This is a genomic window from Aeromonas sp. INTO2 (genome assembly GCF_049860605.1).
Classification (GTDB): Bacteria; Pseudomonadota; Gammaproteobacteria; order Enterobacterales; family Aeromonadaceae; genus Aeromonas; species Aeromonas caviae.
Genome location: NZ_CP187588.1, coordinates 1,267,446 through 1,286,720 on the forward strand (window position 1 = coordinate 1,267,446; position 19,275 = coordinate 1,286,720).

General features: G+C 55.3%; 16 protein-coding genes and 3 pseudogenes. 8 read left to right on the forward strand and 11 right to left on the reverse strand.

Annotated elements, in window-relative coordinates:
* Positions 1–114: 114 nt before the first annotated feature.
* Entirely contained in the window at positions 115–1,134 is a 1,020-nt protein-coding gene (locus ACPW74_RS06095) for a Fic family protein (RefSeq protein WP_187364501.1), read from the reverse strand.
* 614 nt (positions 1,135–1,748) lie between these two features.
* Between ACPW74_RS06095 and ACPW74_RS06100 the strand changes: the two genes are divergently transcribed.
* The 4 genes from ACPW74_RS06100 to ACPW74_RS06115 all read left to right on the forward strand — a co-directional run bounded on the left by ACPW74_RS06100 (position 1,749) and on the right by ACPW74_RS06115 (position 4,430).
* Entirely contained in the window at positions 1,749–2,954 is a 1,206-nt protein-coding gene (locus ACPW74_RS06100) for a tyrosine-type recombinase/integrase (protein ID WP_102948587.1), read from the forward strand.
* Between the two features lie 147 nt (positions 2,955–3,101).
* On the forward strand, positions 3,102–3,458 hold the full coding sequence (locus ACPW74_RS06105) for a hypothetical protein (protein WP_102948586.1): 357 nt from the start codon (positions 3,102–3,104) through the stop codon (positions 3,456–3,458).
* Positions 3,451–3,753: a YkvA family protein gene (locus ACPW74_RS06110; protein ID WP_025201450.1), complete on the forward strand. Its 303-nt coding sequence runs from the start codon at positions 3,451–3,453 to the stop codon at positions 3,751–3,753. Before ACPW74_RS06105 ends, ACPW74_RS06110 begins: the two co-directional genes overlap by 8 nt.
* A 122-nt stretch (positions 3,754–3,875) precedes the next feature.
* Positions 3,876–4,430 carry a hypothetical protein gene (locus ACPW74_RS06115; RefSeq protein WP_425858730.1) on the forward strand — a complete coding sequence of 185 codons (555 nt, stop codon included), beginning with the start codon at positions 3,876–3,878 and terminating at the stop codon, positions 4,428–4,430.
* On the opposite strand, the gene ACPW74_RS06120 is transcribed toward ACPW74_RS06115, so the two are convergent.
* The 3 genes and pseudogenes from ACPW74_RS06120 to ACPW74_RS06130 all read right to left on the reverse strand — a co-directional run.
* On the reverse strand, positions 4,410–5,663 hold the full coding sequence (locus tag ACPW74_RS06120) for an IS256 family transposase (RefSeq protein ID WP_113069873.1): 1,254 nt from the start codon (positions 5,661–5,663) through the stop codon (positions 4,410–4,412). The genes ACPW74_RS06115 and ACPW74_RS06120 overlap by 21 nt on opposite strands.
* 424 nt (positions 5,664–6,087) lie before the next feature.
* A complete protein-coding gene (locus tag ACPW74_RS06125) occupies positions 6,088–7,341 on the reverse strand; it encodes an IS256 family transposase (protein ID WP_113069873.1) in 1,254 nt (417 codons plus the stop codon).
* 97 nt (positions 7,342–7,438) lie between these two features.
* Positions 7,439–7,852, reverse strand: a pseudogene (locus ACPW74_RS06130) (IS5-like element IS5B family transposase); the annotation flags it as partial.
* A gap of 867 nt (positions 7,853–8,719) precedes the next feature.
* On the opposite strand from ACPW74_RS06130, the gene ACPW74_RS06135 reads away from it, so the two are divergent.
* From ACPW74_RS06135 to ACPW74_RS06145, 3 genes and pseudogenes are all read left to right on the forward strand, one after another.
* Positions 8,720–9,349, forward strand: a complete 630-nt coding sequence (locus ACPW74_RS06135) for a DEAD/DEAH box helicase (protein ID WP_425859192.1) — start codon at positions 8,720–8,722, stop codon at positions 9,347–9,349.
* An 85-nt stretch (positions 9,350–9,434) separates the two neighbouring features.
* The gene (locus ACPW74_RS06140) at positions 9,435–10,688 is read left to right on the forward strand and encodes an IS256 family transposase (RefSeq protein WP_113069873.1); all 1,254 of its coding nucleotides are present in this window, start codon (positions 9,435–9,437) and stop codon (positions 10,686–10,688) included.
* A 52-nt stretch (positions 10,689–10,740) separates the two neighbouring features.
* Positions 10,741–10,908, forward strand: a pseudogene (locus tag ACPW74_RS06145) (AAA domain-containing protein); the annotation flags it as partial.
* A gap of 283 nt (positions 10,909–11,191) precedes the next feature.
* On the opposite strand, the gene ACPW74_RS06150 reads toward ACPW74_RS06145, so the two are convergent.
* Positions 11,192–12,109, reverse strand: a complete 918-nt coding sequence (locus tag ACPW74_RS06150) for an IS5 family transposase (protein ID WP_336580497.1) — start codon at positions 12,107–12,109, stop codon at positions 11,192–11,194.
* A gap of 87 nt (positions 12,110–12,196) precedes the next feature.
* Here ACPW74_RS06150 and ACPW74_RS06155 point away from each other — a divergent pair.
* A pseudogene (locus ACPW74_RS06155) lies at positions 12,197–12,463 on the forward strand (hypothetical protein); the annotation flags it as partial.
* A gap of 143 nt (positions 12,464–12,606) precedes the next feature.
* Here ACPW74_RS06155 and ACPW74_RS06160 read toward each other — a convergent pair.
* The 6 genes from ACPW74_RS06160 to ACPW74_RS06185 all read right to left on the reverse strand — a co-directional run bounded on the left by ACPW74_RS06160 (position 12,607) and on the right by ACPW74_RS06185 (position 19,168).
* Positions 12,607–13,515 (reverse strand): nuclease-related domain-containing protein, encoded by a 909-nt coding sequence (locus ACPW74_RS06160; protein WP_111899575.1) that lies wholly within the window; start codon positions 13,513–13,515, stop codon positions 12,607–12,609.
* A 640-nt stretch (positions 13,516–14,155) separates the two neighbouring features.
* Positions 14,156–15,445 carry a methyl-accepting chemotaxis protein gene (locus ACPW74_RS06165; protein ID WP_102948581.1) on the reverse strand — a complete coding sequence of 430 codons (1,290 nt, stop codon included), beginning with the start codon at positions 15,443–15,445 and terminating at the stop codon, positions 14,156–14,158.
* A 355-nt stretch (positions 15,446–15,800) separates the two neighbouring features.
* Positions 15,801–16,951, reverse strand: a protein-coding gene (locus ACPW74_RS06170) for an IS3 family transposase (protein WP_102948580.1) whose coding sequence is annotated in 2 segments (ribosomal slippage) — positions 15,801–16,714 and positions 16,714–16,951 — 1,152 coding nt in all. Because the reading frame shifts where the segments join, the coding sequence is not laid out codon by codon here.
* A gap of 139 nt (positions 16,952–17,090) precedes the next feature.
* Positions 17,091–18,074 (reverse strand): MDR family oxidoreductase, encoded by a 984-nt coding sequence (locus tag ACPW74_RS06175; protein ID WP_102948579.1) that lies wholly within the window; start codon positions 18,072–18,074, stop codon positions 17,091–17,093.
* Positions 18,075–18,126: 52 nt separating this feature from the next.
* Positions 18,127–18,762: a TetR/AcrR family transcriptional regulator gene (locus ACPW74_RS06180; protein WP_102948578.1), complete on the reverse strand. Its 636-nt coding sequence runs from the start codon at positions 18,760–18,762 to the stop codon at positions 18,127–18,129.
* A 157-nt stretch (positions 18,763–18,919) separates the two neighbouring features.
* Positions 18,920–19,168, reverse strand: a complete 249-nt coding sequence (locus ACPW74_RS06185) for a GlsB/YeaQ/YmgE family stress response membrane protein (RefSeq protein ID WP_010675223.1) — start codon at positions 19,166–19,168, stop codon at positions 18,920–18,922.
* Between the last annotated feature and the right edge of the window lie 107 nt (positions 19,169–19,275).

Below are 19,275 nucleotides of genomic sequence, written 5' to 3' on the forward strand. Positions count from 1 at the left end.
GTGCGCAAATGGGGTTCGTTGCGCTTGGGTTTACTTGGCTGGTTATATGTTTACTGATGCGAGCCGGAAGCTGGGCGGCTGTAGCAACTCACTCGGTGGCCTTAGCAAGCAGTCCTATGACAACACTTCCCAATGCCCACCCTTGCGCGGACCAACAAAGCGCAATCGCCCCGCTTTAACCAATGCGGCAGCTGCTCGCTCCACCGTGCTGGTCGATTTGCCTATTCGCTCGGCTACTTGTGTCAGGGTCAGGGCAGGCTCGCTCGCTAAGAGCGCCAACACTGCATCCGGTGTTTTTGCCCGCATTTCTACCTTCATTTCTACCGGCGTTTCTACCCTCACTTTTTCTGGCGGGGTGGGCTGAGATGTCGGCTGTGCGGTAATCGCTTCGGCCAACGCATCTCGCAGCGCCTCTAGCAGAAACAGAATAAAATCGGTGCAGTCACTCAGCCTGTCGGCCTGACTTAATTGGTGGTAGTAGTGCTCTTGGCGCTCTTTGATGATCGCTTCCACCGGCAGGAAGGCCATCACTGGTTGCCAACGGCTCAAGATCACCGTTTGCCACAAGCGTCCCATACGACCATTTCCATCGGAAAAGGGGTGAATAAACTCCAACTCGTAGTGCAAGGCACAAGAGGCGATCAAGGGATGGGCCTCTGTTTCTGCCAACCATTGCATCAGTTGCTCCATCAGACGCGGAACCTGAGTCGCGGGGGGAGCCATATGCACTAATTGCTCACCTCGATAGATGCCGACCCCACTGCTACGCCATTGCCCTGCGTCATCGCATAACCCGTGCATCAAACGTCCATGGGCCCTGAGCAAATCTGCAGAAGAGGTAGGGGCCCAAGCCGACATTGCTTCATAAGCGGCAAACGCATTGCGCACCTCCTGGATCTCACGGGGCAATCCCAGTACAGGTTTGCCGTCGATCACTGCCGTGACTTGATCCAGGCTCAGGGTGTTGTGCTCGATAGCCAGGGATGCCTGGATGGTGCGGATCCGGTTTTCCCGGCGCAGCATGGGGACTTGCGAGCTCTGCGTCGAGCGCCATTGCCCCACCAATTCTGCGATCTCCGCCACCCGGCTCAACATGGCGTGGGTCAGGGTGAAGGGAGGGGAATAGGCTGCCATGGGGGACTCCGACTGAAACGATTGCAAATGCGAAGGCTCAGAGATTATCAGATCGGGGGCAAGACCAACACGGCGGCGTATCTTTGCGAATTCTGTGATAAGCGGTATGCGATGTTCTATGACGGGGTGCGATTTGCTGCGAACTTGCGGTGTTACTCGCTCCATCTGCTTGCTATTTCATGCAATAAGATGCAAACGAATCTCTTTGATTTAAAATCCCTCGACGTTCGCGTCGTGCCGGTTCGATTCCGGCCTCGGGCACCATTAAGATTAAAGAAAAAAGCCTTTCAGATTAGACAGATACGACGCTTCATTGCGTCGTTTTTGTTTCTGCTACCCAGAGTTTCCAGTCTCTCACTTTTCCTTTCTTGTCCATTTCTTGTCTAAGCGACTTACTACTTCCTGCTACTCGTTGCGAACAACCTGCGCTTTGCTCCAACATAGCCAAGGACACGTGGTTAGCCTGCGCTCCGGGCCTTTCCGGGGCCTGTCTCTGGTGCTGAGACAAGTGCCACTCACCGTTACACCTTCCTCTTCACCCGCCCCAAACCCGCATTGAATCCTCTTTGAAACAGATATTAATCCCATGATCTAACCCATCATCGGAGGTATCTATGCAGACCAAATTTCGCTTTACCAATGCAGCCATCAAGGCTTTGCCCGCACAACAACGAGAGGCTGGTGCTACTGAACTGGAGTTCTCCGATACAGAGGTCATCGGCTTAAAACTCTTGTCAGGAAAAAGCCAGGGCAGTAAGCGTTTCCTACTGCGCTATACCCTCCAGGGCAAGAAGCGCAGCATCGCCCTGGGGCGATTCGGCGATATCGATGTGAGCCAAGCCAGGACCATTGCCCGCAAGTACAAGGCGATGTTGGCAGAAGGCATCGACCCGGTAGCAGAGCGGGATAGCTACAAAACCGAGCCTACCCTTTCGGAGTTCTTCTGGCAGACTTTTTTGCCGCACCTTAAGACCATCGGCAAACGGTCGATCAACAGCGATATTCAGCGGTTTAAACACAACATAGAACCACGCTTTGGGGCCATGCGTTACCGGCAACTCAAGGCGATGGATGTCCTGCAGTTGCAATCGGAGATGGTTCACCCCAACAACCCTCAGCAGACGGCCTACGCACCGAGTACTGCCAACCGTGTGCTGGCCCAGTTAAAGACCATGGGCAGCTATGCGGTGCGCTGGGGCATTCTGGACACCAACGAGGCGGCCAAGATCAAGCTGTTGAAGGAGGACAATGCCAGGACACGCTTCCTATCGATTGAAGAGATGAAACGGGTCATTGAGGTGGCATTGCAGGATCGCAATCAAGCCGCAGGCAGCTTCATCGCGATGCTCTACCTGACGGGGGCAAGAAAATCAGAGGTGTTACTCGCTAAATGGGAACATGTGAACTGGGAGGATAAGACGCTGTTCGTACCCCTGACCAAGAATGGCAAGAGCCGGATCATTTACCTGAGCACATTGGCTATCGATATTCTGGAGAAGCTCCCCAGAATAGCCGGTAATCCCTATGTGTTCGCGAGCCAGCATATTCGCTGTCAGGGCAAGCCCATCGGTGAACCCAGATGTGCCTATGAACGGGTGTTGCAGAAAGCGGGTATCGAAGACCGTGATGAGGTCTGCTTCCATACGGCTCGCCATTCGGTCGCCAGCGCCTTGGTCTCTTCCGGTCAATACAGCCTGTATGACGTCAAGGCGCAACTGGCCCACGCCAGCATTCAATCCTCCCAGCGGTATGCAAAGCTGACTTCTGAGCGCAGTCGCAATATCAGCGAAGGTCTCTCGTCTATGATCCAGGCGGAGTGACCGAAAAGGTATTGTTTATAAACAGATATTAATAACCAGACAGCGCTGTTACATCGGCTGTTGGTCCACATGTCACAGTTCCCAGGCCCTTAAGTTCATCTGAGCTTAAGGGCCTTTTTATTGGAGAGAAACACGATGAAAACTTGTATGGCATGGCCGGAGGATGCATTGCTCGCGGCCTACCCGGCACTCCATGTCTCGGTCATGGAGCAAATTATCGAGCCCTTTTCATCAGTAGAGGAGGCGAGGGCATTCTGGGACGCGACCGGTTGTAGTCTGGTCATTATCGAGATGACGGACTCGGTGAGTGAGTTCCAGGCCATGCCACAGCATACCCAGAATCAGGTGATGTTCGGTTTGCGTTACCCGGAGCAAGAGCTCGCCATATCCGAAGATTGGCGTCTGTTGTTGGCCATCCTCAACGATGAGGGGGCGGGGATATACCTGCTGATCCACTCAGATGCACCGCTGCTTCCCACCCTGGAGGCGATGCACCATGAGTAACCCCAGCCATAGCGACATCATGCGCAAGTTAAAAGAGATCAAGGGGATTAAGGAGCTGTTGGAGAAGGCTGTGCTCTTGTATGTCCTGCTCACGGATGGCGATCTGCCGGTCTGGTGCTATGCGCTCATCATCGGTGCGCTGGCTTATCTGGTAAACCCGTTCGACGTGGTACCAGATCCCATTCCATTTGCCGGTTATCTGGATGACTTATCGGTCATCACCTCGGCATTAGCTGCACTGCCGGTTAAGTCGCACCACCGTCAATCCGCCAAGGACCGAATGAGATCACTGTGACAGTGATGGAGTCGGTCCTGCCACGCTATCGCGTTTTCTATGACCCTTTATCTATGACCCATCTACCGATGAACTGGAGATCGCAATCTCCGGTTATCTAACGACGTTGTAAGGAAACTATCATGACAAGACCCCGTAAAAACCGCGTTGAAGAGACCCCTAAACCTGCCAGCACCACGCCAGCCGACGAGAGCCCACTCACATCCGGAGCAAGCGGCTGCGCCGACCCCCTCTCGCCAGCCCTTGCGGCTGACGCCGACAAGGCCAGGCCTGGACCCGGCGATACCGCAGACTCCGTGCCCGGCGGCCCAGCCCCCATACTCACCTTGCTCAACCATACCGCCGAGAAACTCAGTGCTCGATCAGAAGGCTTGATTTTCTATGCCATCGGGCGTCATGAAGAGAGTGGCGAGTTGTTCCTGAAAATCACCGGCAATCAGGGTGGGGGTCTGCATAGCAAGGAGTGGATTGCGCTGTCGGCCATTGACGAGGTGTTGCGCTCCTTGCCCGCAGACAAGCCCTTTAAATCCAGCGTCATGAAGCGACTGTTTAAAGGTGGCAGTGCCAACAATGCCGGATTCTTATCAGCCATTCTGCGCTCGGACGGACTGAAGTTGATCCAGAAGGCGAGTTATTGTCAAATGTGGTGTATGGAGTCAGGCGGCGTTCCTGTCTGACTCTTCCTGCATCTGTATTCCGTCCTTGAACTTCACGTTGTTTACCACCAACGTCAGCAGCGCAAATCCCTTGAGCCGCTTCCAGTTCTTTTGGGCCGACTCCAGCAGCTTATAAACCATCGCCAGCGTGGTCTCCCGTGAACCACAGTTTCTCGCTCGCTTGGTGCGTAACCGGACCGTCGAAAACGTTGACTCTATCGGGTTAGTCGTCCGGATACTGACCCAGTGCTCCGCCGGAAAATCATAGAACGCCAGCAGTTCATCCCGGTCTTTAACCAGTTTATCCATGGCCCCTGGATACTTCGCTTCAAAACGGGTCAGGGTGCGATCAAACGCCTTGTGAGCATCCTCTCTCGTCTCGGCCATCCAGATATCATGCAGCGCCTCCTTGACCTTGGGCTGTACCGACTTGGGCAGCACCGACAAGACATTCGCTGTCTTGTGAACCCAGCAGCGCTGATGGGCTGTGTCCGGGTAGCACTTGGCCAGCGCCTTCCAAAAGCCCAGTGCCCCATCCCCGATGGCCAGCTTGGGACTGAGGGTGAGCCCTCTGCCTCGCAGTCCCATCAGCACCTCCGTCCAGCTTGTCTCTGACTCCCGGTGACCATCCTCCACCGCAACCAGCTCCTTGCGCCCGTGCTCGGTCACCCCGATGATGACCAGCAAACAGAGCCGGTCATCCATGCGCACGTTGCTGTATATCCCGTCGGCCCACCAGTAGACATAGCGAGACTTGGTCAGGTCTCGTTGTCGCCACCGCTGGTGCTCATCAATCCAACCTTGCTTGAGCCGGCAGACGGTGTTGGCTGACAGCCCCTTGGCCTGGTCGCCGAGCAGCGCACAGAGGGCCTCCTGATAGTCCCCACTGGATATCCCCTTGAGGTAGAGCCACGGCAACAGCTCCTCGATACTGCGGGAGCGCTTGAGATAGGGCGGCAGCAGGGTGCTGGTGAAGTTGATACCGGAGCCGCTGCGGTCGCGTACCTTGGGCACTTTGATTTCAACGTCTCCGATGCCGGTTTGGATAGTCCGCTGGGGCAGATACCCGTTGCGCACTACCGCCTGGCGGCCATCAGGGAGTCGCAACTCTCGATGCTGCTCAAGCATGATGGCGAGCTCCGCCTCCACAGCGTGTGCAATCAGGTCCCTGGCTCCGGCGCGTAGCAGCTCGGTGAGCATGTCGCCGGGCTTGCCTTCTGGTTGTGGCAGGACAGTGAGGGTAGAATGTTTCATGGCGTATCCGCTCTGTTGATTGAGATTCTTGCAGGAATCAATCAGCAGGATACGCCACTCCTTCTATCCCTCCGTACACCAGAAATCACCATAACTCCCAGAAGGCTGACGGCAATCCGATGCTGCATGAACTGGTGCCTGATTACCTTGAGCGCTTGGGTTCGCTAACCAATGAGCTCTGTACCGTAACTTCTACCATCGAATAACCCCTGCATAGTGCTCACCTGTCCAAGGGTGAGCCCCCCTAAACAATCAATCTGAGGTGATTATGACGATCCCATTTGCGGGCGATTTTGCCCTGCCTGTCAGTCAGGCATTGATGAGTATTCTGGATCAGGAACTGGTTAGATCTGGAATGGTGCTGAAGGGAAAATCCAGTCTGGTCTTCAACTTCCGGAGTTATTGTCAAATGTGGTGTATGGAGTCAGGCGGCGTTCCTGTCTGACTCTTCCTGCATCTGTATTCCGTCCTTGAACTTCACGTTGTTTACCACCAACGTCAGCAGCGCAAATCCCTTGAGCCGCTTCCAGTTCTTTTGGGCCGACTCCAGCAGCTTATAAACCATCGCCAGCGTGGTCTCCCGTGAACCACAGTTTCTCGCTCGCTTGGTGCGTAACCGGACCGTCGAAAACGTTGACTCTATCGGGTTAGTCGTCCGGATACTGACCCAGTGCTCCGCCGGAAAATCATAGAACGCCAGCAGTTCATCCCGGTCTTTAACCAGTTTATCCATGGCCCCTGGATACTTCGCTTCAAAACGGGTCAGGGTGCGATCAAACGCCTTGTGAGCATCCTCTCTCGTCTCGGCCATCCAGATATCATGCAGCGCCTCCTTGACCTTGGGCTGTACCGACTTGGGCAGCACCGACAAGACATTCGCTGTCTTGTGAACCCAGCAGCGCTGATGGGCTGTGTCCGGGTAGCACTTGGCCAGCGCCTTCCAAAAGCCCAGTGCCCCATCCCCGATGGCCAGCTTGGGACTGAGGGTGAGCCCTCTGCCTCGCAGTCCCATCAGCACCTCCGTCCAGCTTGTCTCTGACTCCCGGTGACCATCCTCCACCGCAACCAGCTCCTTGCGCCCGTGCTCGGTCACCCCGATGATGACCAGCAAACAGAGCCGGTCATCCATGCGCACGTTGCTGTATATCCCGTCGGCCCACCAGTAGACATAGCGAGACTTGGTCAGGTCTCGTTGTCGCCACCGCTGGTGCTCATCAATCCAACCTTGCTTGAGCCGGCAGACGGTGTTGGCTGACAGCCCCTTGGCCTGGTCGCCGAGCAGCGCACAGAGGGCCTCCTGATAGTCCCCACTGGATATCCCCTTGAGGTAGAGCCACGGCAACAGCTCCTCGATACTGCGGGAGCGCTTGAGATAGGGCGGCAGCAGGGTGCTGGTGAAGTTGATACCGGAGCCGCTGCGGTCGCGTACCTTGGGCACTTTGATTTCAACGTCTCCGATGCCGGTTTGGATAGTCCGCTGGGGCAGATACCCGTTGCGCACTACCGCCTGGCGGCCATCAGGGAGTCGCAACTCTCGATGCTGCTCAAGCATGATGGCGAGCTCCGCCTCCACAGCGTGTGCAATCAGGTCCCTGGCTCCGGCGCGTAGCAGCTCGGTGAGCATGTCGCCGGGCTTGCCTTCTGGTTGTGGCAGGACAGTGAGGGTAGAATGTTTCATGGCGTATCCGCTCTGTTGATTGAGATTCTTGCAGGAATCAATCAGCAGGATACGCCACTCCTTCTATCCCTCCGTACACCAGAAATCACCATAACTCTTGAGTCATCATGACGCCTGCTTCGGCCAGCCAGCGATTGATGGTCTTGAACAATTGGCGGGCCAGTTGATGCTGCTCCAGCAGGTGGCGGAAGTTCATGATGGTGGTGCGGTCCGGCAAGGCGCTATCCAGGGATAACCGGGCAAACAGACGCATGGAGGCGATTTCGTACAGAGCATCTTCCATCGCGCCATCGCTCAGGTTGTACCAATGCTGCATGCAGTGAATGCGTAGCATGGTTTCCAGCGGATAAGGTCGCCGGCCATTACCAGCCTTGGGGTAAAACGGCTCGATGACTTCCACCATGTTTTGCCATGGCAGAATCTGCTCCATGCGGGACAAGAAAATCTCTTTTCTGGTCTGACGGCGCTTACTGCTGAATTCACTGTCGGCGAAGGTAAGTTGATGACTCATGATGAACCCTGTTCCATGGCTCCAGATGACAAACATGATCTCATATCAGGGACTTGTTCGCACCTTCCCTTGGGAGATGTTTTTAAGGCCGAGAATACCGATTGGAGTGAGGCGGCAGCCTATCTTCGCTGGATGGATGATCTGGCTTTATCTGTGCAAAAAGCCTTTGACGCACAGATGGAGCAGTTAGACATCGCCCGAAGTTCGCTTCGAGTGCTGCTTTCTGATCAAAATGAGTCCTTTAGACCGGGTGGGCGGCTCTATAACGTGGCCCAGGCTTACAGGAATTCATATTCGGGGTTCATAGCGCAGTTCACCAGCCTTAGGGAGCTCACTGGTAATAACGAATTTTTGGGGGGCTCGGCCAAAGTGGGCTTACTGGGCTGCATACGTTCAATGCATGCTCAGTGGCAGTCACATAAACAGGAAATCCAACCATGGTGTGTCTGGAATGACTCCCGTGCGAAGGCTTTATTACTTGGATTGCAGGGATTGATTGAGCAGGTCGAGCAAGGTGCAGTAGATCTTGCTGATCTTAAAGATCATTTTGTGGTGTCTTATGCTAGCTGGTGGCTAAAGTGCATTTTGGATAGAGAGCCGTTGCTCGCGAACTTCTCTGGCGCATCACAAGCCCATAAAATTGCAGAGTTCCAAAAGGCTGATGAGCGTTTCCAGAAACTCACAGTTCAGTATGTACAGGCCAAGTTGCGCGGCAAGATTCCAACTGGGTCAGAATTGACGGGTGACTTGAAAGGGGAAATAGGGTTTTTGCGCCATGAAGCGCAGAAGCAGAAGATGCATCGTCCGATAAGAGAGGTGCTTAAAAAATCCTCCGCAGTGCTGCCACGCTTAAAACCCTGTTTACTGATGTCACCTCAGTCCGTTGCACAGTATCTAGACACGAGCACTCAGATGTTCGATGTAGTTATATTTGATGAAGCCTCGCAGATACCGACGTGGGATGCTGTTGGTGCAATCTCACGCGGTAAGCAATTGATTTGTGTTGGTGATCCTAAACAGCTACCTCCGACCAACTTCTTTAGTGCCTCGGATGCCTCTGGAAACTTTGATGATGAAAGTCTCATTGAGATGGAATCTATTCTGGATGAATGTTTGTCCTGTGGCATGCCGTTGTCTCGGTTGGCTTGGCACTATCGTTCACGTAACGAAGGGTTGATTACATTCAGTAACCACCAGTATTACGGGTCGGATTTAGTTACTTTCCCAAGTCCCGTGGAAACGGATAACTCTGTGGAGTTTGTTGATTCGAAAGGGATATATGAGCCCGGCAAGTCGCGCACAAACAAAATTGAAGCGGCCAAGATCGTTGATGAGATCGAGCAGCACTATCTCTCAGGTGCAGGCAAGAAGTTCTCAATTGGAGTCATTACCTTTAACTCTACTCAACAGGCTCTGATAGAGAAACTAATGGATCAGCGGCGCCTTGCGAATCGGCAACTGGATGAGGCTATTGCACAGGCTGGCGAGTTATGGTGATTTCTGGTGTACGGAGGGATAGAAGGAGTGGCGTATCCTGCTGATTGATTCCTGCAAGAATCTCAATCAACAGAGCGGATACGCCATGAAACATTCTACCCTCACTGTCCTGCCACAACCAGAAGGCAAGCCCGGCGACATGCTCACCGAGCTGCTACGCGCCGGAGCCAGGGACCTGATTGCACACGCTGTGGAGGCGGAGCTCGCCATCATGCTTGAGCAGCATCGAGAGTTGCGACTCCCTGATGGCCGCCAGGCGGTAGTGCGCAACGGGTATCTGCCCCAGCGGACTATCCAAACCGGCATCGGAGACGTTGAAATCAAAGTGCCCAAGGTACGCGACCGCAGCGGCTCCGGTATCAACTTCACCAGCACCCTGCTGCCGCCCTATCTCAAGCGCTCCCGCAGTATCGAGGAGCTGTTGCCGTGGCTCTACCTCAAGGGGATATCCAGTGGGGACTATCAGGAGGCCCTCTGTGCGCTGCTCGGCGACCAGGCCAAGGGGCTGTCAGCCAACACCGTCTGCCGGCTCAAGCAAGGTTGGATTGATGAGCACCAGCGGTGGCGACAACGAGACCTGACCAAGTCTCGCTATGTCTACTGGTGGGCCGACGGGATATACAGCAACGTGCGCATGGATGACCGGCTCTGTTTGCTGGTCATCATCGGGGTGACCGAGCACGGGCGCAAGGAGCTGGTTGCGGTGGAGGATGGTCACCGGGAGTCAGAGACAAGCTGGACGGAGGTGCTGATGGGACTGCGAGGCAGAGGGCTCACCCTCAGTCCCAAGCTGGCCATCGGGGATGGGGCACTGGGCTTTTGGAAGGCGCTGGCCAAGTGCTACCCGGACACAGCCCATCAGCGCTGCTGGGTTCACAAGACAGCGAATGTCTTGTCGGTGCTGCCCAAGTCGGTACAGCCCAAGGTCAAGGAGGCGCTGCATGATATCTGGATGGCCGAGACGAGAGAGGATGCTCACAAGGCGTTTGATCGCACCCTGACCCGTTTTGAAGCGAAGTATCCAGGGGCCATGGATAAACTGGTTAAAGACCGGGATGAACTGCTGGCGTTCTATGATTTTCCGGCGGAGCACTGGGTCAGTATCCGGACGACTAACCCGATAGAGTCAACGTTTTCGACGGTCCGGTTACGCACCAAGCGAGCGAGAAACTGTGGTTCACGGGAGACCACGCTGGCGATGGTTTATAAGCTGCTGGAGTCGGCCCAAAAGAACTGGAAGCGGCTCAAGGGATTTGCGCTGCTGACGTTGGTGGTAAACAACGTGAAGTTCAAGGACGGAATACAGATGCAGGAAGAGTCAGACAGGAACGCCGCCTGACTCCATACACCACATTTGACAATAACTCCAGGCTGGCTCGGAAGAACTCTTCATCAAGAATTTGGAGAATGTTCAGGGTGACGAGCGTGACATCATCTTGTTCTCAATTACCTTTGCTAAGGATGCAAGTGGAAAGTTGAGTATGAATTTCGGTCCAATGAACAAGGAAGGGGGCCATCGCCGCCTTAACGTCGCTGTGACCCGTGCTCGACACAAAGTCAAGATATTCTCAAGCCTACGGCCAGAGGACATTGATCTATCGCGCACCAATGCCAGGGGGGTGGCAGACCTAAAAGCCTATCTGGACTTCGCTTTGCATGGCGCACGTGTTTTGACTGAACAAGCCATACCATCTGGGCGGGAACCTGACAGTCCTTTTGAGTATCAGGTCATTGACGCCTTGCGTAACCGTGGGTGGCGTGTTGTGCCACAAGTGGGTGTATCCGGGGCGTTGTTGATCAAATCCGTCGCTGGATGGCCGTTCCCCAACCCGTTGATACCACTCAATTCACTGGCTGGCGAACAGGCATACCAAGCCCTGTCAGCTTGTTCATCACCTTCACGCCAGCCAGGATTTCGCCCACCTGGGCGTTGTAGTTCCGCAGGCTCAGCGTTGGCCCGATGAGTTGCTTGAACCGGTACATGGCGGTCTCGGCTATCGAGCGCTGGTGATAGCCGGAGTCTTTCTTCCATTGCTTCAGTTCACCGGCCTTGAGCGCCGTCACCGCCTCGTTGCGGGGATGGCCTTCCTCCCACGGTGCCGCATTTTTTCTCGGCGGTATGGTGGCTTTCGCCCCCTTCTTCTTCAGTAGCGCATGACAGGCCTTGGTGTCATACGCACCATCGGCGCTGACCTGTTTTATCTTGCGTCGTAAGGGGTTGAGCAACGTCGGTAACACCTCGTTATCCGCCACCGTCTCCAGGCTGACTTCGGCAGCGATGACCGCATGGGTTGTGGCATCCACCGCCAAGTGGAGCTTGCGCCACACTCGTCGCTTCTCCTTGCCGTGTTTGCGAATTTTCCATTCGCCTTCGCCATAGACCTTGAGGCCGGTGGCATCAATGACCAAGTGAGCCACCGGGCCTTGGCTGGGGACGCGGTACTTGATGTCGACGGTCTTGGCGCGCTTGCTGATACAGCTATAGTCCGGCGACTGCAAAGGCACCGCCATCAGTTGGAACAACGAGTTAATGAAGCCTTCTAGCGCCCGCAGCGGCAACTTGAACAAGCCTTTTAGCATCAGGGCCGTCTCAATGGCGGTGTCACTGTAGTGGAAACCTCTCCCTCGGCGGCCATGGTGGACCAGGCAATGCCACTGCTTAATGGCTTGTTCGTCCATCCAGATGGTCAACGAACCGCGTTGCACCAAGGCTTGGTTGTACTGCTGCCAGTTGCTGATCTTGTGCTTGGACTTGCCCATCTGATGCTCTCGGAGACTGCGCTACAGGATCAGATCACCGAGATGTCAGATAGTTCCCCGATTTGAGCAACAAGGCCTGTATCCGGTTATCGCATCGACCTGGCTGTAGTCAACCCTCATGCTCCAGGAAAATTTTTGCTGGGAGTAGAGTGCGATGGCGCTACTTATCATTCCGCACCGAGTGCTCGTGATCGAGATCGCTTGCGCCAAATGGTGCTTGAAGGTTTAGGCTGGAATATTCACCGTATTTGGTCGACTGACTGGTGGTTTAACCGAGAGATCCCTCTGAAAGCGCTTCTCGCACGGCTAGATGAACTGGAAGAACAAGCTCGTTTTGAAGCCCAACCTGTTTGAGGTCAAGTGATCTGATGGGGGATACATGCGTGTTATGCATATATCCCCATTAGCGTTGCTCTAAGAGCTTCCAGCGGTGGTCATTCAGTAGAGGGCTGAGTTTTTTCCAACCTGATGGAATATCAGTCGGCAATGAAGCTCTCTTAGCCAGCCTTGGCTACGTCCCGTACTTTTTGCTCTACCTGGTGCGCGATGGCTTGGATCTGGGCCAGTTCAAGTGAGCCAGCCCTAAATTGGGGGAGTTGCTTGGGGAGTGCAGCGGCACTGACGATGTAGGGGAAGGTGGTCTTCTGGCGTAAATCCACAAACCAGCCAGGCAGAACCAGAACGCCACCTACCGGGACTTCGGTCCCAGTTGCACTGTTGAGCCAGTTACGCACAGTGGTGACGTTACGGCGGACCTGTTCGAGCGGCGCTTTTTCAACATGGTTTGGGAAGTGAAGCGCATCATTTTCGACCCGAACCTTGAACTGTTTTTCTCCATTGTTGATGGGTTTGGAGCGACCCTTAGTCTCGATGACAAAGACCCCGTTAGGGCAGATGATCAAATGGTCGATGTTGAATCCATCAAACGGGATATCGTGGTAAACCCGATAGGGGTGCTGTTGGGGCCTAACGATTTGGTCCAGCTCCTGACCCACTGCCAGTTCACAGGAGTAACCCAGCTTGAGGTGTTGAACCTTGTTGGCCATTTTGTAAGTTTTGGTTGTGCCATAGAGAAAGAGACCCAGCATAACAACCCCGGAAATCAGCATCACAGTCGTGCTCATAGCCCTCTTATCGATGTAGCTCTGTAACAAGAGGTAGAACCCGATCATCATCATGGTCAATGGCGTGAATAGCATTTGGGAAAAGAGGTCTATCTGCAGGTCCTGGATTTGCTGTTGCAGGGTGTGGCCCGCAGGCCTGAGCAGGTCGGCGGTCAACGGACTGACCCTATGTGAGCGAAGCCTTTTTCTGATTAACAAGATGATCCCGACAGATAAGAAGATCGGGCCCAAGAACAAGCCAGTAGTTGCCAGAACAGATACCGCGAGCGACGAGAATTCCATTTCATGCGTCTTATGGAGATGTGGTGAGGTCAGGTTAGCTGACCTGTAAGAGTCTATCCATTGGGATTTGGGGCAAGCATCACAGTATCTGATTATCCCCCAATGGGGTTCTTACACCTTGGTTTTTTCGTGAAGTAAAACAGGATGTTATCTTTTTTCCATCATGCGCAAAGGAGATTCATTGCGCTTGAGTTGACTTTGACTGTTACAGATGGAACCTGAAAGCGGGTCTGCACGGGATTGCATCGACGGGGTGATCCCCCTCATCTTTGCGAATTCTGTGATAAGCGGTATGCGATGGACTATGACGTGATGCCATTCGTTGTGAATTAGCGGTGTCACTCGCTCCATCTGTTTGCTATTTCATGCAATGAGATGCGAACGAGGCTCTTTGATTTAAAATCCCTCGACGTTCGCGTCGTGCCGGTTCGATTCCGGCCTCGGGCACCATTAAAATCAAAGACTTACTAAGGCCACTAGCAATAGTGGCCTTTTTGTTTCTAGTCAATTGACTGCCAGAATGGCAGCGACCTGAAGAGTCGGTTCATCTCTTGAATCTGCACGTGCCAAGCTGCGACCCCTGGTGTGAACATCAAAGAGCCTGCTCGATGGCAGGCTCCGGAGTGCTTCCCAGATTTATCTAGAGTTCCGAGATGATGGTCGACACCTCTTCTGCTCCGTGTCTTATCTCCTCCATCACTTTTGCAACGTCATCGATCTGCTTTTGCCCGTGGATGGCACCGTCTGCCGCGGACTGGATCTGCTCGCTGACCTGCCTGGTGAGCTGCTGATTCTGGCTGACGACATTGGCGATTTCGTTGGTCGATTGGGAGGTTCTTGCCGCCAGTTGACGAACTTCATCGGCCACGACGGCAAAGCCTCTGCCTTGTTCGCCGGCTCTCGCCGCTTCGATGGCGGCATTGAGCGCAAGCAGGTTGGTCTGGTCTGCAATGCTGCTGATGGTGGATACGATGGCGGTGATATTCTGGGATTGAGCGTGGAGCTTGCTCATCAAGGTGCTGGCATGTTCCATCTGCCTGACAATATTGTCCGAAGTGGAGACGACGGTGGTCAACATGTCCTCTCCTTTGATGGCGGAGGATTTGGTTGTGACAGATGTTTCATTTGCCACCTTGGCCACATGTTGTACGGCCTGATCTTTGCTGATCTGCGGGGTGATATTGGAGGCAAACTTGATGACCTTGATCACCTTGCCATGGCTGCCCCGCACAGCGTTGTAGGTTGCCTCCAGCCAGACTTCATGGCCTTTTTTATCAAATCGCTGAAAGCGCCCCGATTTGAACGTCCCCTGAGCCAGCTCCTGCCAGAAATCGGGATGTTCCCGATAAAACAGCTCATCACAAAACATGCGATGTTGATGGCCTTTAATTTCATCGAGTCGATAGCCCATGGTATCCAGGAAATTACGGTTGGCGGAAATAACAACACCAGTCGGTTCAAACTCGATGACGGCAAGGGAGCGATCCAGCGCCTCAAATATTGCTTTTTGAGTCATGAGCAGATCATGTTGCACTGTCACATCTGACGCTATTTTGATGATCTTGATTATTTTTCCACCCTGGCTGACGGGGAAATAGGTGGCTTCCAGCCATATTTCCTTGCCTTGTTTGCCAACCCGGTGGAAGGTGCCATGCTGGCTGTGCCCATTTGCCAGATCTCGCCAGAATTCCCGATAGGAGGGAGAGTCGGTATCTTCTTTCATGCAGAACATGGCGTGATGCTGCTGCACGATCTCATTGAGGGAGTAGCCGACGGAATGAAGAAAAAGCGGGCTGGCATCGAGAATATAACCATCGGTAGTGAATTCAATCATGGGAAGATGATCGTGCATGGCATGATCCAGTGCCTCGCTTTTCAAGGCCCTCTCTCGTTCTGCTGCCAGCTCTTTTTTAAGTTTCGAGTCGAACATAAGCACACCCCAGCCAAGAAAATAGAATCATCCAACATCTCTTCGTTGACGAACCCTTCACACTTTCTGGGTATGAAGCGTCGTTTTGAGTGTAATGCACCCTGTCATTTGATTCGGGCTTTTCCATACAAAAAACAGGTTTAATACAAGGTGATGCGCCCTTTTTATATGCGGTGATAAATAAAACGTATTCCTATTCTGAATTATTTGTTCGATGCATCGATTGTTTAACGGGGGTCTGTCAGTGGGCAAGACAATGGTTCGCAGTCGTGGGCGAACAGGGCCTCATGTCGGCGAATACGGGTATCCAGGGCAGGGGCTTGTCGGTGAGGACTGATGAATCGCCCCTGGTTTTCTAGACACTTTGTTGCTGAAAAATAAACTGCCTTTCAAACTCTACCGGCGACAGCCCATCATTGGAACCATGACGCCTGATTGGGTTGTAAAACATCTCGATATAATCAAACACATCGCTGCGGGCTTCGTCTCTTGTCGCGTAAATCCTGCGCTTGATCCGCTCCCGTTTGAGCAACTGAAAGAAGCTCTCGGCGACCGCGTTGTCGTGACAGTTACCCCGTCGGCTCATGCTGCAACGCAGGTTGTGGGCCTTCAGAAAGTCCTGCCATTCACCACCGATAAACTGGCTGCCCTGATCCGAATGCACCAGTACCGGCTGCTTGGGTTTGCGCCGCCAGACGGCCATCAATAACGCATCAACCGCCAAGTCTGCCGTCATGCGTGACTTCATCGCCCAGCCGACGATCTGGCGAGAGAACAGGTCGAGCACCACCGCCAGGTACAGCCACCCTTCTTGAGTGCGAATGTAGGTAATGTCAGTCACCCAGGTGATGTTGGGGGCTGGCACCTTAAACTGACGTGCCAGCGTGTTTGGGGCAGCTTGCGTGCTCTTGCCTCCATAATGCCCCTTGCGGCGTTGATAGCCCGTTTGCGAACGCAGTCCCTCCCGCTTCATTAATTTGGCCACACGGTGCTTGCCGCAGGCTTCCCCTGCGTCACGAAGGTCGCGATGGATCTTGCGATAACCGTAGACAGCACCACTTTCCAGCCAGGATTGCTTGACCAATCCGGTCAGTCGTTCGTCCTCCTGCTGTCGTGGCGATGTGGGCTGTTTCAACCACGCGTAGAAGCCACTTCGGTGAACCCCCAGGGTTTGGCACAGGGTAACGACACTGTACCGGTCGAGTCGGGAGGTTATGAACGCGTACCTTTCCTTGACTCGCTGGCAAAGTACGCGGCGGCCTCCTTTAGAATATTGCGCTCCTCGGTGACCTGGCGCAGTTCAGTTTTCAGGCGGCGGATCTCGGCTTGCAAGGCAGACTCTTCTATCTGCTGGTCAGCAGGCTTACCGTACTGCTTGAGCCATGCATACAGGCTGTGGCTGGATACCCCGATGGCACGTGCAACGTCAGCCACCGGCCGCCCGCGCTCGGTGATTTGTTTAACGGCTTCGATTTTGAATGTTTCTGGATAACGCTGACGGGTCATAACACCTCCAATAGTTGCCTCATTTTAAGGCTGTGAGGTGTCTAGGGAACTGGGAGCGATTCACTCCGTGTGGCTGCGAAATGCCCTGGAGAGGCTCGCCTGACCTGGTCAGGCGAGCCGGCTCATATCGCGTCAGTCATCACCCCTGGACATTGACCAGGATCCGGCCGCGCACCTGGCCTGCCAGGAAGGCATCCCCCAGGGTCACGACCTGGGAGAGGGGCACTTCCCGGGTGAGGAGGTTGAGGCGGGTCAGGTCGAGATCCTCGGCCAGTCGGGCCCAGGCCTGCTGGCGCAGCGGGCGCGGTGCCATCACGCTGTCGATGCCATAGAGGGTGACGCCGCGCAGGATGAAGGGCATGACGGTGGAGGGGAAGTCCATCCCTCCCGCGAGACCGCAGGCAGCCACGGCGCCGCCGTAGCGGGTAGTGGCGCAGGCATTGGCCAGGGTGTGGCTGCCGACGGTGTCGATGACGCCGGCCCAGCGTTCCTTGCCCAGCGGGCGTCCCGGCGTGGCCAGTTCGGCGCGATCGATCACCTCGGCGGCGCCGAGGGACGTCAGATAGTCGGCCTCGTGCAGCCGCCCGGTGGCGGCCACGACCCGATAACCCAGCTTGGCCAGGAGGGTGATCGCCACGCTGCCCACGCCGCCGTTGGCGCCCGTCACCAGAATGTCACCGTCACCGGGGGGGATGCCGTGCTTCTCCAACGCCATCACGCAGAGCATGGCGGTGTACCCTGCGGTGCCGATGGCCATGGCGTCCCGGGGCTGGAAGCGCTCAGGCAGGGCGACCAGCCAGTCGCCCCGGACCCGTGCCCGCTCTGCCAGCCCGCCACTGTAGGTCTCGCCCACACCCCATCCGTTGAGCACCACCTTGTCGCCGGGGTGCCAGTCGGGATGCTGGCTCTCCAGCACGGTACCGGCAAAGTCGATGCCGGGGATCAGAGGGAAGCGGCGAACCACGGGGGAGGCGCCGGTGAGGGCCAGGCCATCCTTGTAGTTGAGGGAAGACCACTCTACCGCCACGGTCACATCCCCGGCAGGCAATATCTCCTCGGAGAGGCTCTGGTAGCTGGCGCGATAACCCGCCTCGTCTTTCTCGATCAGAATACCGTTGAACATCTTGTCTACTCCCATTAATTGGACTGACTGACTATTAATCTTCGTAAAAAAATCACTTTGCTAACTTCATGAAAAAATTGAGAAAAGAGAGCATGGGCTCGGTATCGCCCACCAGGCGTGCGCGCAGTACGGCCCCTTCCCAGCCGATCCAGAACTGATGGGCGAGGGCGGGGCAGTCGCAATCAGGGGGCAGCTCCCCCGCCGTCACCGCGTCCCTCAGGCAGCGGGCGAGCAGCGCCTCCCAGTCGAGGAGGATCTGCTCGAGGCGCAGGCGCAGCTCGGGGGAGAGCTGCACCACCTCCTGACCCAGGTTACCCACGAGACAGCCCCGCTGGAACCCATAACGGGTCATGCCCCGGCAGGCGCTGTCGACGAAGGCAACAAGACGGGCCAGGGGGGGCAGGCTCTCATCCTCCAGATAGCGCGTCAGCTTGCGGCAGAAGTAGTGGTGATAGGCATCCATGACCGCCAGAGTGAAGTCGTGCTTGGTGGCGAAGTAGTGATAGAAGGAGCCCTTGGGGATCCCGGTCGACTGCAACACCCGCTCGATGGAAGTGGCGGCGATGCCCTGCTCGGTCAGCAGCTCCATGCCCCGGCGGATCAACAGATCCCGGGTATCGGCATAGGTGTGCCCGTGCTGGGCAGGGCGGCCGCGAGGGCGGCGGGGCAGGGGGTCATTGGCTTGCATGGGGCTTATTAGACGCCTCAACTAGAAATGATGCAAGCGCTGCATCGAAGGGACGAAACGAGTGGATGAGATCGGGTAGTCGAGACAAGCTGGCGCCAGCGGGGCAGAAAACAGCGAGGGCGCCAGTGGCGCCCTCGCATCGATGGGTGGCTGCGTCTCAACTGCGCAGCTTGTTGTAGACAAACAGCACGATCAGGGCGCCAACGGTGGCGATGATGATGCTCGGCAGGTTGAAGCCGGTGACCGTTCCCATCCCGAGCAGGGTGCTGACATAGCCCCCCACCATGGCGCCGACCACCCCCAGGATCACCGTCATGAAGAAACCGCCGCCATCCTTGCCCGGCATGATCCATTTGGCCAGGATGCCGACGATCAGCCCCAGTACCACCCAAGTAAGAAATCCCATGGTCTTCTCCTCGTTGTGTGCAGAGAACCAGAGTATATGCAGGGATCCAGCTTGTATCCCGCCACAGCACGGCGTGAGTCAGAAACGGTCATATGAGACTCGCTCCT

What these genes read in the sequence shown, in the direction of transcription:
- ACPW74_RS06125 (WP_113069873.1), bottom strand. Translation starts at nt 7,341, where the DNA reads ATGAAACATTCTACCCTCACTGTCCTGCCACAACCAGAAGGCAAGCCC.
- ACPW74_RS06180 (WP_102948578.1), bottom strand. Translation starts at nt 18,762, where the DNA reads ATGCAAGCCAATGACCCCCTGCCCCGCCGCCCTCGCGGCCGCCCTGCC.
- ACPW74_RS06135 (WP_425859192.1), top strand. Translation starts at nt 8,720, where the DNA reads ATGTCACCTCAGTCCGTTGCACAGTATCTAGACACGAGCACTCAGATG.
- ACPW74_RS06140 (WP_113069873.1), top strand. Translation starts at nt 9,435, where the DNA reads ATGAAACATTCTACCCTCACTGTCCTGCCACAACCAGAAGGCAAGCCC.
- ACPW74_RS06160 (WP_111899575.1), bottom strand. Translation starts at nt 13,515, where the DNA reads ATGGAATTCTCGTCGCTCGCGGTATCTGTTCTGGCAACTACTGGCTTG.
- ACPW74_RS06150 (WP_336580497.1), bottom strand. Translation starts at nt 12,109, where the DNA reads ATGGGCAAGTCCAAGCACAAGATCAGCAACTGGCAGCAGTACAACCAA.
- ACPW74_RS06175 (WP_102948579.1), bottom strand. Translation starts at nt 18,074, where the DNA reads ATGTTCAACGGTATTCTGATCGAGAAAGACGAGGCGGGTTATCGCGCC.
- ACPW74_RS06185 (WP_010675223.1), bottom strand. Translation starts at nt 19,168, where the DNA reads ATGGGATTTCTTACTTGGGTGGTACTGGGGCTGATCGTCGGCATCCTG.
- ACPW74_RS06165 (WP_102948581.1), bottom strand. Translation starts at nt 15,445, where the DNA reads ATGTTCGACTCGAAACTTAAAAAAGAGCTGGCAGCAGAACGAGAGAGG.
- ACPW74_RS06095 (WP_187364501.1), bottom strand. Translation starts at nt 1,134, where the DNA reads ATGGCAGCCTATTCCCCTCCCTTCACCCTGACCCACGCCATGTTGAGC.
- ACPW74_RS06120 (WP_113069873.1), bottom strand. Translation starts at nt 5,663, where the DNA reads ATGAAACATTCTACCCTCACTGTCCTGCCACAACCAGAAGGCAAGCCC.
- ACPW74_RS06105 (WP_102948586.1), top strand. Translation starts at nt 3,102, where the DNA reads ATGGCATGGCCGGAGGATGCATTGCTCGCGGCCTACCCGGCACTCCAT.
- ACPW74_RS06110 (WP_025201450.1), top strand. Translation starts at nt 3,451, where the DNA reads ATGAGTAACCCCAGCCATAGCGACATCATGCGCAAGTTAAAAGAGATC.
- ACPW74_RS06100 (WP_102948587.1), top strand. Translation starts at nt 1,749, where the DNA reads ATGCAGACCAAATTTCGCTTTACCAATGCAGCCATCAAGGCTTTGCCC.
- ACPW74_RS06115 (WP_425858730.1), top strand. Translation starts at nt 3,876, where the DNA reads ATGACAAGACCCCGTAAAAACCGCGTTGAAGAGACCCCTAAACCTGCC.